At 72.7% G+C, this 13,376-nt stretch carries 9 protein-coding genes; 8 read left to right on the forward strand and 1 reads right to left on the reverse strand.

Annotated elements, in window-relative coordinates; all coding sequences use genetic code 11:
- Positions 1-125 precede the first annotated feature (125 nt).
- Positions 126-1,442 (forward strand): lytic transglycosylase domain-containing protein, encoded by a 1,317-nt coding sequence (locus tag IF29_RS42725; RefSeq protein ID WP_084715422.1) that lies wholly within the window; start codon positions 126-128, stop codon positions 1,440-1,442.
- Positions 1,443-1,504: 62 nt separating this feature from the next.
- Here the strand turns inward: IF29_RS42725 and IF29_RS0135830 are convergent, their stop codons facing one another.
- The gene (locus tag IF29_RS0135830; RefSeq protein WP_030264544.1) at positions 1,505-1,876 is read right to left on the reverse strand and encodes a peptidoglycan-binding domain-containing protein; all 372 of its coding nucleotides are present in this window, start codon (positions 1,874-1,876) and stop codon (positions 1,505-1,507) included.
- A gap of 165 nt (positions 1,877-2,041) precedes the next feature.
- Between IF29_RS0135830 and IF29_RS42730 the strand changes: the two genes are divergently transcribed.
- From IF29_RS42730 to IF29_RS0135870, 7 genes are all read left to right on the forward strand, one after another.
- Complete coding sequence (locus tag IF29_RS42730; RefSeq protein WP_084715423.1) at positions 2,042-5,326, forward strand: AfsR/SARP family transcriptional regulator; 3,285 nt, start codon at positions 2,042-2,044, stop codon at positions 5,324-5,326.
- Between the two features lie 253 nt (positions 5,327-5,579).
- A complete protein-coding gene (locus IF29_RS48185; protein WP_232242739.1) occupies positions 5,580-7,847 on the forward strand; it encodes a formylglycine-generating enzyme family protein in 2,268 nt (755 codons plus the stop codon).
- Positions 7,848-8,020: 173 nt separating this feature from the next.
- Entirely contained in the window at positions 8,021-9,097 is a 1,077-nt protein-coding gene (locus IF29_RS42735; protein WP_030264552.1) for a LacI family DNA-binding transcriptional regulator, read from the forward strand.
- A gap of 76 nt (positions 9,098-9,173) precedes the next feature.
- Positions 9,174-10,154 carry a ribokinase gene (locus IF29_RS0135855; RefSeq protein ID WP_037597923.1) on the forward strand — a complete coding sequence of 327 codons (981 nt, stop codon included), beginning with the start codon at positions 9,174-9,176 and terminating at the stop codon, positions 10,152-10,154.
- Positions 10,144-10,539 (forward strand): D-ribose pyranase, encoded by a 396-nt coding sequence (gene rbsD, locus IF29_RS0135860; RefSeq protein ID WP_030264559.1) that lies wholly within the window; start codon positions 10,144-10,146, stop codon positions 10,537-10,539. The genes IF29_RS0135855 and rbsD overlap by 11 nt, the downstream gene beginning before the upstream one ends.
- 135 nt (positions 10,540-10,674) lie before the next feature.
- Positions 10,675-11,646, forward strand: a complete 972-nt coding sequence (locus IF29_RS0135865; protein ID WP_030264562.1) for a substrate-binding domain-containing protein — start codon at positions 10,675-10,677, stop codon at positions 11,644-11,646.
- 10 nt (positions 11,647-11,656) lie between these two features.
- Positions 11,657-13,195 carry a sugar ABC transporter ATP-binding protein gene (locus IF29_RS0135870; RefSeq protein WP_051726482.1) on the forward strand — a complete coding sequence of 513 codons (1,539 nt, stop codon included), beginning with the start codon at positions 11,657-11,659 and terminating at the stop codon, positions 13,193-13,195.
- Positions 13,196-13,376: the final 181 nt, after the last annotated feature.

Here is a 13,376-nt window from a genome sequence, read left to right on the forward strand (position 1 = left end):
ATCGGGGTTACTAGAGTGCGTGTCTGTACCGGGCCAAGGGACGGACATCGAGGAGGGAGGCACGGGGAGCAGTTCACTGATCCGGCGTCACTCCGCCCTTCACTCAGCAGAGGCCTATCGTTCACATGCATCCTGAGCCGCCTTCCACCCCACCCGCACCCCGTCGAGCCCCCGTCCACCGACGCCTGGCGACAAGGCCGAAGCCCCGCAGGCGGACCACGCCCATCGGCGTCGGCGCGCTGCTGGCCTTGGTGTTCCTGGGCGGCTCGCAGGCCGTCGGGTTCGCGGTGCCCGTCGCCACCCCGCCGACCCCGCAGCAGGCACAGCCGTCGACCGCCACCGGTGACGGCGCCCCGCTGGACCTCGCGCCGCCCCCACCCCTGGCCGAGTCCGGACAGCCCACCGCGGCCGGCACCACCGCGACCACCGGTACCACCGCGCCGGGGTCGTCCGCCTCCACCCTGCCTACGACGCAGGCGGGTTCGGTCTCCATCCCCGCAGTGGTGCTGACGGCGTACCGCCGTGCCGAGTCCGCCATCGCCGTCACCACCCCCGACTGCCACCTGAGTTGGACCCTCCTCTCCGCCATCGGACAGGTCGAGTCCGGGCAGGCCGACAACGGCGACGTGAGCGCGGACGGGACCACCCTGCAGCCGATCCTCGGACCGCTCCTGGACGGCAGTAACGGCAGCGCGGCGATCCGCGACGCGAGCGGGAACTGGGTCCAGGCCGAGGGACCCATGCAGTTCCTGCCCTCCACCTGGGCCGCCTGGGGCACGGACGGCAACGGCGACGGCCGCGCCGACCCGAACAACATCTTCGACGCCGCGCTGGCGGCCGGGCACTACCTCTGCGCCGGATCGCGCGACCTGAACCAGCCGGGCGACCTCAGCCAGGCCATCCTCAGCTACAACCACTCCGACACCTATCTGGCCACCGTGCTGGCCTGGATCAGCTACTACCAGCACAACGGCGTCACCGCTGCCGCCCCGGTCACCCCCACCGGCACCACCGCGACGACCGCGCCGACCACCGCAGCGGCCAAGCCGTCCGCGACAACCGGCGCACCCACCACTGCGCCGACCACAGCCCGGGCCTCGTCCTCGCCCACCACCGCCGCGCCCAGCCCCAGCACCTCGGCCGGCACCGGGAAGCCGTCGCCGACCCCGGACCCCAGCGCCAGCCCGTCGCCGACCTCGGCGACACCGACGCCCTCGCCGTCGGCCACGTCCGGTTCCCCGACCGCATGTCCCTCCGACACCACCCAGCCGACCGGCGGTACTCCTGCTCCGACGTCGTCAGCCGCCGCCTCCACCTCGCCGCCGGCCACCCCCGCCGCCGGCACCACGACATCCCCGACGCCCAGCGCATCCGCCACCGCCTGCGGTTCCGCCACTCCCAGCCCGACCGCGAGCCCCAGCGCGGCAGTCCCCTCGCCGTAGCGTCGTCGCTGTGCCCTCGGCCCCGGCGTCATTGACCCGCCGGGGCCGGTTCGGTCGACGACTCAGCCGTTGCCGCGCAGGGCGCCCCAGGTCTGCGGACCGACATTGCCGTCCACGTGGATCTGGGCCCAGTTCTGGAACCACCGCACCGCCGCCTTGGTCGCGGGGCCGAAGCTGCCGTCCACGGCCAGCGCGGTTCCGCCCGCCTCGACGTAGTTGGTGTCGGTGTTGATCAGGTCCTGGATCTCCTTGACCGCGGCGGTGTTGGTGCTCCACTCCTCGGTCTCGGCATTGCCGGTGTAGTAGCCGCAGTAGTTGCCGATGCCGCCGACCCGGGTGCACTGGTTCGCGGCGGAGGCGTTGGTCGCGGTGCCGACGCCGATCGAGACGACCAGGGCCGCCATGGCCAGCGAGCTGATGATGCGGTTGCGCACAGGTGTTCCCTTCCTCGGAGGCCGCACGCCCGGTACCGGCCTGCGGTCGAGGACGATCCTGTCCGGCGGCGCTCACCACCGGCTAACATCCATCTCACATCGCGCAAAAAACACTTGCTGTGCCTGCAAGAATGCACGTGTAGGTCGTATCCGGGGGGTGCGCGGATGGAATTCCGGCTCTTGGGGCCGCTGAGGATCGGCCCGACGGCCGCGGGCGTCCCGATCGGCGCCGGCAAGTCCCGGGCCCTGCTCGCGGCACTGCTCCTGGACGCCAACAGCACCGTCCCCATCGACCGCCTGGTCGAGGCCATGTGGCAGGGACGGCCTCCGGCCAGCGCGGCGGCATCGCTCTACAACCATGTGATGCGGCTGCGGCGCATCCTCGAACCGCAGCTCGGCGACCGGATCCGAGCCGTCACCCCCGGATACCTGATCCGGGTGGAACCCGGGGAGCTGGACACCGACGTGTTCTCCGCGCTGTGCGCCGACGGCCGTCGGCTCGCCGCGGACGGGCAGTGGGCGCGGTCGTCCTCCGCCCTGACCGCAGCGCTCGACCTGTGGCGCGGCTCCCCCCTGGCCGACGTGCCCGGCCTGGACCGCTGGCAGCCCCGACTGCAACAACTGCTGGAGCTGCGGCAGCAGGCCCTGGAAGGACGCGTCGAGGCCGACCTGCAGCAGGGCCGCCACCACGAGATCATCGGCGAACTCCGGGCCCTGACGGTGGAACAGCCGCTGCACGAGGCCTTCCACCGGCAGCTGATGCTCGCCCTGTACCGGGCGGACCGCCGCGCCGAGGCTCTCGGCGTCTTCCAGGCCCTGCGGCGCACGCTCGTCGACGAACTCGGCGTGGAACCGTCGGCGCCGCTCCAGGAGCTGCAGCGCCGAATCCTCAGCACCGACCCCAGCCCCGAGCCCGGTCCCGGTCCCGCCCTCGACGCCACCACCTCCGCCGGCACCCCGCCCCCCGGCGGCCACCATCTCCGTCAACTCCCCGCAGACACCCGACTGTTCACCGGCCGCACCCGGGAACTCGACCGGCTGCTGACACTCGCGGAGTCAACCGCCGCGACCGTCGTGGTCACCGCGATCGACGGGGCGGCCGGTATCGGCAAGTCCGCCCTCGCCATCCACGCCGCCCACCGGCTCCGTCCGCACTTCCCCGACGGCCAGCTCTTCATCGACCTGCACGGCCACACCGACGGCCTGGCCCCCCTGGACGCCGGCCAGGCACTGGACGGGCTGCTGCGCTCCCTCGGCGTCCCCCCGCAGCTGATCCCGCAGGAACTCGGCGAACGCGCGGCCTTCTACCGCGACCGGCTGGCCGGCACCAGAACCCTGATCATCCTCGACAACGCCGCCGGCACCGCCCAGGTCCGCCCCCTGGTTCCGGGGACCCCCGGCTGCCTGGTCATGGTCACCAGCCGCCGGCACCTGACCGGACTGGACGACGCCCACTCCCTCACCCTGGACGTCCTGCCCGAACCCGACGCGCACGCCCTGCTGCTCAAGGCAGCCGGCCCCGGCCGCATCGCCGACGGCCATCCCGCGGTCGACGAACTGACCGCGCTCTGCGGCTACCTACCGCTGGCCGTCCGGATCACCGCCTCGCGGCTACGGCACCACCGGGCCCTGCACGTCCAGGACGTCGTCGGCCAACTGCGCGACGAGAACGCCCGGCTGGACGTCCTCCAGGACGACGACCGCAGCCTCTCCGCCGTCTTCGACCTCTCCTACACGGCCCTGCCGGCCGCCGAACAGCACATGTTCCGGCGGCTCGCCCTCGTCCCCGGCCCCGACTTCGACGCCCGGGCCGCAGCCGCCCTCGCCGACACCGACCGGCACACCGCGGCGCGCCTGCTGGAGTCCCTGCTGGACCACAGCCTGCTGATCCAGCGCTCGGCCGACCGCTACCGCCTGCACGACCTGCTCCGCCTGTACGCACGCACCCGGTGCGCGGACGATCCGGCCGCGGACCGCGACGCGGCACTCACCCGGCTGCTGAACCACTACCAGCGGACCGCCGCGGCCGCCGACCGGCACCTGGCCCGGCACACCCGCCCCGGCACCGCCCCACTTCACCCGGCCGCCACCCGGGACCTGCCCGATCGCACCGCCGCGCTGGCCTGGATGCGGGCCGAACGCGCCAACCTGCTGGCCTGCGCCGCCCATGCCGCCACCACCGACCAGCCCGCCTACCTGGTCGAGCTGACCGCATCGCTGGCTGCCTTCCTCCAGCAGGAAGGGCCCTGGCAGCAGGCCGCCGAGCTGCACCAAGCCGCCGCCGAAACGGCGCACCGGCACCACGCCGCCCTCGGCGAGGCCAACGCCCTGTCCGACCAAGGCCGCGTCCGCTACCTGCTGGGCGACTACCCGGCCGCGGACGACTTCCAGCAACGCGCCCTGACGATCTACCAGGACCTCGGCGACCTGCTGGGCGAGGCCAACGCGCTGCACGAACTGGGCCGGCTGCGCCACCTCACCAGCGACTCACCGGCCGCGGCGACCGCGCTGCAGGAACAGGCGCTGGCGCTCTACCGCAAGCTCTGCGAACCGCTCGGCGAGGCCAACGCCCTGCACGAACTGGGCCGGGTGCGGCTGATCGAGGGAGACTTCCCGGCCGCCGCGGCACTCCTGGAGCAGGCACTGACGATCCATCAGGACCTCGGCAGCCGGTTCGGCGAGGCCTACGTCCAGTGGGAGTTGGGCCGGCTGCGCAACGCCACCGGCGAGTACCCGGCCGCCGCCGCGCTACTGCGGCAGGCGCTGACCACCTACGGGGATCTCGGCAGCCGGTTCGGCGAGGCCAACTCCTACTACGAACTCGGCCGGGTGCAGTACTCGACCGGGGACTACCCGACCGCGAACGCCCTGCAGCTCCGCGCCCTGGAACTGTTCCGCGAGTTCGGCAGCAGACTCGGCGAGGCGTACGCCCTGCACGAGCTGGGCCGGGTGCGCTGCGTGACCGGCGAACCCGGCACGGCCGCCGGTCTGCTGCTGCGCGCCCTGGCCCGCTTCGAGGCCCTCGGCGACCGGCAGGGCGAGGCCAACGCCGTCCACGACCTGGCCCGGGCAAGGCAGTTGACCGGGGATCAGGAAGCCGCCGCCGACCTGCTGGCACGGGCCCTCACCCTGTTCCGGGAGCTCGGCGACCGGCAGGGCGAGGCCGAGGTGCTCACCAGCACCGGCGCCCTCGCGGCAGAGACAGCGGGCCCGGAGGAGGCACTGGCCCGATACCGGCAGGCCCTGGAGATCGCCCGCGTGATCCACAGCCCCGTCGACGAGGCCCGAGCGCTGGACGGCTCCGCCGCCTGCCTGGAGCGGCTCGGCGAGCACGACGCCGCCCTCGCCGATCTGCGACTGGCCGCAGCGCTCTACCGCCGCATCGGCTCCGCCGAGGCGGCCCCGGCCGCGGCACGCCTCGCCCGACTGGAGTCAAAGAGCGGCGGCTGAGCTCTTGCCACTACCGCCACCAACCGGATACTTTCAATCCGTTTGACCTTCGCCCGGTCCGGGTTGAACGGCGCTGACCTGCATGGATAACCGCGGACAGGTTTCTGCGACGCACCCCTTGATGTTGCGGAGGTTGCTTCCCATAATCCCGGCACCGCAGGCAACACGGGTTGCCAACTCGTATTGCCAACTCCTCTTGCCTGCGACGAGCCGACATCGGATCAACCCCCTCAATGGCGAAGGGCATTCGCACATGACTGACCACCCCCAGTCCGCACCGTCCCGCAGAACCGTCCTCCACCGCGCCGCGTGGGGAGCAGCCGCCGTCGCCGCGGCGCCGTTGATCACCGGTCGCGGCGCCGACCGCTCGGGGGCCCCGTCCTCCGACGCCGTCGCCGTGGCGGACACCACCGCTGCGGGCTACCCGCTGGAGTTCGACCCGGTCCTGATCTTCGGTCCGACCACGCCCGCCGACACCGACGCCTGGCGGGCGGCGATGCTGCAGTGGCGGGCCGAGCAGCGCGCCCTGATCGACTACGACGACCACAACTACCGGCGCCCGGAGCTGGCCTGGACCCAGCGCAACCCGATCCAGACCCAGATGATGGTGCACGACCTGGACTTCTACGACCGGGCCGGCGGCCGGTACACCGTGGAGAAGTACCTGGGCACCCTGGAGCGCCGCTACGGCGGCATCGACTCGGTGCTGATCTGGCCCACCTACCCCAACATCGGCGTGGACGACCGCAACACCGAGCAGATGATCCGGGACATGCCCGGTGGCGTCGCCGGGCTGCGGCGGATGGTCGCCGACTTCCACCGCGCCGGGGTCAAGGTGATGTTCCCGATCCACCCGTGGGACAACGGCACCCGCGATCCTGGCAGGCCCTGGTCGGCCGTGCTGCCCGAGCTGATGGCCGAGATCGGCGCCGACGGCCTCAACGGCGACACCATGCTGGCGGTCACCGAGGACTACTTCACCAACTCGGTGGCCGACGGCGACGCGCTGGCCCTGGAGCCCGAACTGGGACTGCGCAGGCTGGACGACCTGTCGCCGATCGAGTGGAACACCCAGACCTGGGGCTACTGGTACGTCACCGGGTTCGTCCCGCCGGTCAGCATGACCAAGTGGATGGAGCCGAGGCACACCGTTCACGTCAACTCCCGCTGGTCCACCAGCAAGATCGACATGCTGCAGGCCGCGTTCTTCAACGGCACCGGCCTGGAGAGCTGGGAGAACGTCTGGGGCATCTGGAACCAGATGACCGACCGGGACAACGAGGCGGTGCGCCGGGTCACCACCATCGAGCGCACCTTCCCCGACCTGCTGGTCAGCCAGGGCTGGGAACCGCACACGCCGACCGTCCAGGACGGTGCGGTCTTCGCCAGCAAGTGGCCCGGCAGCGGCTCGCAGGCGCTGTGGACCGTGGTCAACCGCAGCACCTCGGCGGTGGCCGGGGACCAGCTCGTCGTTGCGCACCAGGCCGGACTGCACTACTACGACCTGTGGAACGGCGTCGAGTTGAAGCCCCGGGTGACCGGCGGCAGCGCCACCCTCACCTTCCCGATCGAGGCCAAGGGCTTCGGCGCGGTGCTGGCCAGCACCACCGCGGCGCTGCCCAGGGGCTTCGCCGACTTCCAGCGGGAGATGCACCGCGCGGCGGCCCGGCCGCTGAGCAGCTACTCCAGCGCCAACACCTTCGCGGCCCAGACGATGACCCCGATCCACCCGACCCCGCGTCAGGACCGCACGCCCGCGGGCATGGTCGCCGTCCCCGGGACCGACTTCCTGTTCACGGTCAGCGGCACCGAGATCGAGGGCGGTGACATGGTCGGCGTGGACGTGCAGTACCCGTGGGAGACCCAGCCGGGCCGCGAGCACAGCCATGTCGTCACCATCAAGCCGTTCCTCATCGACCGCACCCCGGTCACCAACGCGCAGTACCAGCGGTTCCTGGACGCCACCGGCTACCGACCCGCGGACAGCCACCACTTCCTCAAGGACTGGGACTGGTCGCGCCGGCAGCAGCCGCAGTACCGCGCGGGCTGGGCCGACAAGCCGGTCACCTGGGTGTCGCCCGAGGACGCCCGCGCCTACGCCGCCTGGGCCGGCCGGCGGCTGCCCAACGACTGGGAGTGGCAGTACGCCGCCCAGGGCACCGACGGCCGGCTGTACCCGTGGGGCAGCACCTTCGACGCCGCCCGGGTGCCGGCCACCTGGTCCGGGCGCGACGGCCTGCCCGGCCCGGCGGACGTCACGGCGCATCCCTCCGGCGCCAGCCCGTTCGGGGTGCTGGACCTGGTGGGCAACGTCTGGCAGTGGACCAACGAGTTCACCGACGCGCACACCGCCGCCGCCGTGATCCGCGGCGGCTCCTACTACCGGCCGCAGGGCTCCGACTGGTACATGCCCAGCGACGAGAACGCCTACCGGCTCGACCGCCACAACCGGTACCTGCTGATGGCTCCGAGTCTGGACCGCTCGGCCACGATCGGATTCCGCACCGCGGCCGACCGCTGACCTGCCGTCAGGCCCTTGCGGTTGCGATGGTTGCTCCTCATAATCCCGTGACCCGCCCGCAACTCGTGTTGCCAACACGAATTGCCAACTCGAATTGTCACCACGAGTTGCGGGCCCCACGGCCGCCTGCCGGGCGGCCGACCGACGATCAACGAAGACCTTCGGGGGACACCATGGCAACACGACAGGACGTCGCCACACTGGCGGGCACCTCGCCCTCGGTGGTCAGCTACGTGCTCAACAACGGCCCGCGCACCGTCGCCCCGGCGACCCGGGAGCGGGTGCTCGCGGCGGTGCAGCAGCTCGGCTACCGCCCCAACGCCGTCGCCCGCTCGCTGCGGCTGAGCCACACCATGACCCTGGGACTGGTCGTCCCGGACGCGGCCAACCCGTTCTTCGCGGAACTGGCCCGCGCCCTGGAGGACCACGCCTGGGCGGCCGGCTACACCCTGCTGGTCGGCAACACCGTGGACGACCCGGGCCGCGAGGCCGGATACATCAGGACCTTCATCGACCGTCAGGTCGACGCCCTGGTCCTGATCCCGGCCCAGGGCGACCAGCCCTGGCGGACCGAGCTGGCCCGCTCCGGGATCCCCAGCCTGGTCTTCGACCGCGAGCTGGAGGGCGTCGGCATCTCCCAGGTGCTGGTCGACAACGCCCGCGGCGCCCAGCAGGCCACCGAGCACCTGCTCGCCCACGGCCGCCGCCGGGTCGGCTGCATCGCCGGGCCGCTGGGCATCCACCCCACCGTGGACCGCGTGGTCGGCTGGCGGCGGGCGCTGGAGCAGGCCGGACTCAAGGCCGGATCGGGCTCGGGCGGCCGCACCGGCTGGGAGGCCTGCCCGCAGGCCGCGCCGCTGCTGCACGGCTCCTTCGGGCGCCTGGACGGCTACCGCTCCGGGCGGGCGCTGCTGTCCCAGGACCGCGCGGTGGACGCCCTGTTCGTCACCTCCGACGAGCAGGCCGCCGGGGTCCTGCGGGCGGCGACCGAACTGGGCATCCGGGTCCCCGACGACCTGGCGCTGGTCTCCTTCGACGGGATCGCCGCCGGCGCCTACACCACCCCGGCGCTGTCGACGATGCGTCAGCCCGTCGAGGACCTGGGCCGCACCGCCATCGAGCGGCTGCTGGAGCGGATGAAGGACCCGGACCTGCCGCCCAGCCGGGACGTGCTGCCGGTGACCCTGCTGGCCAGGGGATCCTGCGGCTGCCCCGACCCGGACGGCGGCGAACACCCGCCGCCCGCCTGACCCGCCCCCCGACCCGACCCCCTGACCCGACCCCCCTGATCCGCCCCAGATGACGACAACCACGGAGCACACACCAATGACTGAACGACTCGTCGTGGTCGGCAGCCTCAACATGGACCTGTCGGTCACCGTCCCCCGCCTCCCCGCACCGGGCGAGACGGTGTCGGGCGCCGACGTGATCCGCGGCGCCGGCGGCAAGGGCGCCAACCAGGCCGTGGCCGCCGCCCGGCTCGGCGCCCGGGTGCGCATGGTCGGACTGCTCGGTGACGACGCGTTCGGCAGCGAACTGCGCAGCTGCCTGGCCACCGAGGGCGTCGACGACCGGGCCGTCGCCGAGCTGCCCGGCGCGGCCTCAGGACTGGCCCTGATCGTGGTCCAGCACGACGGCGAGAACACCATCACCCTCTCCCCCGGCGCCAACCACCACCTGGACACCGCCACCCTGGCCACGCTCACCGACGGCCTGCTGGCCGCCCCCACCGACACCGTGCTGCTGCAACTGGAGGTACCGCTGCCCACCGTGCTAGCCGCCGCCCGCACCGCCCGCGCGGCGGGCGCGCTGACCGTGCTCAACGCCGCACCGCGCCCCGAACCGGGGCCGCTGCTGGCCGAGTTGCTGCGGGAGGTGGACGTCCTGGTGGTCAACGAGACCGAGGCGACCGGCCTGCTGGGAATCCAGCACCGGCCCGGCGCCGACACCGGCCTGGAGACCTGGGCCGAACGGGCCGAGCAGCTGCGCGCGCTGGGCCCGGCCACCGTGGTGATCACCCTCGGCGCGCTCGGAGCACTGGCCGCGGGCCCGCTGCACCGCCACCACCAGCCGGGCTTCCCGGTGCACGCGGTGGACACCGTCGGCGCCGGCGACGCCTTCTGCGCCCAGCTCTCCATCGCCCTGGGCGCCGGCGTCGCGCTCCCGCAGGCGCTGCGCCGGGCCTGCGCCGCCGGGGCGCGGGCCGCGACCCGGGTCGGGGCGCAGTCCTCCCTGCCCACCCGGGCCGAGGTCGACGCCCTGCTGGCCGCGGCTCCGATCGGCACGGAGGCGCAGCATGCGCACTGACGGCATCTGGCATCCGCGGCTGCTCCAGCTGATCACCGCGCTGGGCCACGGCGACCTGCTCGTGGTCGCCGACCCGGGCCTGCCGGTTCCCCCCGGTGTGGAGAGCCTGGACCTGGTCTGGCGGCGCGGGGACCCGCCGTTCCTGCCGGTGCTGGCAGCCGTCCTGGACGAACTGACCACCGAGCACCTCACCGTCGCCGCCGAGGCCACCGCCCCCGCCCTGGTCCAGGGCATCGACGGGCTCGCCCGCCGGCACGGCCTGACGGTGGAACAGGTCCCGCACGAGCAGCTCAAACAGCTGACCCGCAGCGCCCGGATCGTCGTCAGGACCGGCGAGGCCACCCCGTACGCCAACGCGGTCCTGCGCGCGGGCGTCCCCTTCTAGCCCTCGCCGCCCCGACTCCCCCGCCCCGGCCCGCACCGCCCCGACTTTCCACCTCCCCGAACCCGCTTCCGTAGCACCGCCTTGCCCGAAACCGTCCGCATAACGCACCAAACCACCCGAAAGGCAGTCCCCGCCATGAAGCTCAAGCTCGCCCTCACCGCCGCCACCGCCCTCGCCCTCAGCGCCGCGCTCAGCGCCTGCGGCCAGGAGGGCGGCAGCGGGTCCACCGGCGCCGCCGCCTCCGCCGGCGGCAAGCCGACCATCTGCCTGGTGATGAAGTCCCTGGGCAACGACTACTTCCAGACCATGGAGAAGGGCGCCGAGGCCCACGCAAGAGAGCGCGGCGACCTCACCCTGGAGGCCAGCGGCATCCAGAACGAGACCGACATCGACGGCCAGGTCGCCGACATCAACAAGTGCATCACCGACAAGGTCGCCGGCCTGGTCATCGCCCCGGCGGACTCCCGCGCCCTGGTGGCGCCGCTGGCCCGGGCCGCCAAGGCCGGGATCAAGCTGGTCAACATCGACGTCCAGCTCGACCCGGCCGCGCTGAAGTCCGCGGGCCTGGACATCCCGTTCGTCGGCCCCGACAACACCCTGGGCGCCCAGGAGTCCGGCGCGGTGCTCGCCAAGGCCATCGGCAGGGGCAGCAAGGTCGTCATCCTGGAAGGCATCTCCGGCGCGGCCAACGCCGAGCAGCGCACCGCCGGGTTCGTCGCCGCGGCCAAGGCCGGCGGGCTGGACGTGATCGCCTCGCAGTCCGCGAACTGGGAGACCGACCAGGCCTACACCGTCACCACCAACCTGATCACCGCCCACCCCGACATCACCGGCATCCTCTCCTCCAACGACGACATGTCGCTGGGCGCGGTCAAGGCCATCGCGGCCGCCAAGAAGACCGGCCAGATCAAGGTCGCCTCCTTCGACAACATCGACGCGCTGCATCCCTACCTGCTCAACGGCACCGTGGTGTCCACCGTCGACCAGTTCGCCGCCAAGCAGGCCGGCGACGGCATCGACGTGGCCATGAAGGAGATCGCCGGCCAGACCGAGACCGGCTGGATCAAGACCGACATCAAGGTCGTCACCAAGTCCGACCTCGGCTGAACGGAACACCGTGACCACACCACCCGCACCGGTGCTGGAAGCCACCGGCATCAGCAAGCGCTTCCCCGGCGTGCGCGCCCTGGACGGCGTGCAGCTGCGGCTGCTGCCCGGCGAAGTGCACGCCCTGCTCGGCGAGAACGGCGCAGGGAAGTCCACCCTGGTCAAGATCCTCGCCGGGATCCAGCCGCCCGACGAGGGCAGCATGACCCTGGACGGCACGCCCTACCGCCCCACCGGCGCCGCCGACGCCATGCGGGCCGGCGTCCAGGTGGTGCACCAGGAGCTGAACCTGCTGCCCAACCTGACCGTCGCCGAGAACCTGCTGTTCCAGAACCTGCCCCGGCGCTTCGGCCTGGTCGACCGGAAGGAGACCGACCGCAGGGCCACCGAGCTGCTGGCCGAGGTCGGCCTCGACGTCAGCCCGCGGACCAGGGTGGAGCGCCTGGGCATCGCCCAGATGCAGCTGCTGGAGATCGCCCGGACCCTGTGGCAGGACTGCCGCGTCCTGGTCATGGACGAGCCCACGGCCACCCTGACGCCCCGTGAGACCGAGCGGCTGCTCGCCCTGCTGCGCCGGATCACCGAACGGGGCACCGCCGTCCTGTACATCTCGCACCACCTGGAGGAGGTCTTCGAGATCGGCGACCGGATGACGGTCTTCCGCAACGGCCGCCATGTCGCCACCCGCGAGCTGGCCGGAACCGACACCGCCGCGGTGATCCGGCTGATGGTGGGCCGCGACCTGGAGCAGGAGTACCCGCCGCACGTCGACCGCGACCCCGGCCCGGAGCTGCTGCGCGCCGAGGAGCTGGTACCGCCCGGCGGACACCCGGTCAGCCTCACCCTGCACGCCGGCGAGGTCGTCGGCGTGGCCGGACTGGTGGGATCGGGGCGCACCGAGACGGTGCGGGCGCTGTTCGGCGCCGACCGCGCCACCGCCGGCCGGATCAGGGTCAAGGGCCGCACCGCCAGGATCAGGACGCCGCGCGACGCGGTCCGGCTGGGCATCGGCCTGCTCACCGAGGACCGCAAGAGCCAGGGCCTGGTCCTGGACATGCCGCTGGCCGCCAACATCACCCTCACCGCCACCCGCAAGGTCTCCCGGGGCGGGCTACTGCGCCGCGCCGAGGAGGCCAGGCTGGCCCAGCACGCCGTCGACAGCCTCGGCGTGCGCACCCCGGGGGTGCGCACCGCGGTGCGCACCCTGTCCGGCGGCAACCAGCAGAAGGTCGTACTGGGGCGCTGGCTGCTGGCCGACACGGACGTGCTGATCGTCGACGAGCCCACCCGGGGCATCGACGTCGGCGCCCGCTACGAGATCCACCAGCAGCTGGTGGACCTCGCCGGGGCGGGCAAGGGCCTGCTGGTCGTCTCCTCGGACCTGCCCGAACTCATGGGCATCTGCGACCGGATCCTGGTGTTCTCCCGCGGCCGGCTGGCCGGCGAGGTCGCCCGGCCGGACTTCGACAGCGCCCGCATCCTCACCCTGGCCTACTCCGGCTTCACCACCATCGCGGCCCCCGCCCTGACGAACGGTCACACCCGATGACAGCCTCAGCCACGCTCCCGCGCAAGCCCCGTACCCTCCCCGCCCTGGCCCGCCAGGTGATGGGCGAGGGCGGCATCGGCATCGCCCTGCTGGCGCTGGTGGCCATCTTCACCGCCACCGCGCCCAAGTTCCTGACCTCGGACAACCTCACCAACATCGCCACAGAGATCACCCTCAACAC

Origin of the sequence: Streptacidiphilus jeojiense, assembly GCF_000719095.1 — a bacterium.
Taxonomy (GTDB): domain Bacteria; phylum Actinomycetota; class Actinomycetes; order Streptomycetales; family Streptomycetaceae; genus Streptacidiphilus; species Streptacidiphilus jeojiensis.

Bases quoted from the DNA above. Each gene is read 5' to 3' on its own strand.
- IF29_RS42725 (WP_084715422.1), top strand. From the start codon at position 126: ATGCATCCTGAGCCGCCTTCCACCCCACCCGCACCCCGTCGAGCCCCC.
- IF29_RS42730 (WP_084715423.1), top strand. From the start codon at position 2,042: ATGGAATTCCGGCTCTTGGGGCCGCTGAGGATCGGCCCGACGGCCGCG.
- IF29_RS48185 (WP_232242739.1), top strand. From the start codon at position 5,580: ATGACTGACCACCCCCAGTCCGCACCGTCCCGCAGAACCGTCCTCCAC.
- IF29_RS42735 (WP_030264552.1), top strand. From the start codon at position 8,021: ATGGCAACACGACAGGACGTCGCCACACTGGCGGGCACCTCGCCCTCG.
- IF29_RS0135855 (WP_037597923.1), top strand. From the start codon at position 9,174: ATGACTGAACGACTCGTCGTGGTCGGCAGCCTCAACATGGACCTGTCG.
- rbsD (WP_030264559.1), top strand. From the start codon at position 10,144: ATGCGCACTGACGGCATCTGGCATCCGCGGCTGCTCCAGCTGATCACC.
- IF29_RS0135865 (WP_030264562.1), top strand. From the start codon at position 10,675: ATGAAGCTCAAGCTCGCCCTCACCGCCGCCACCGCCCTCGCCCTCAGC.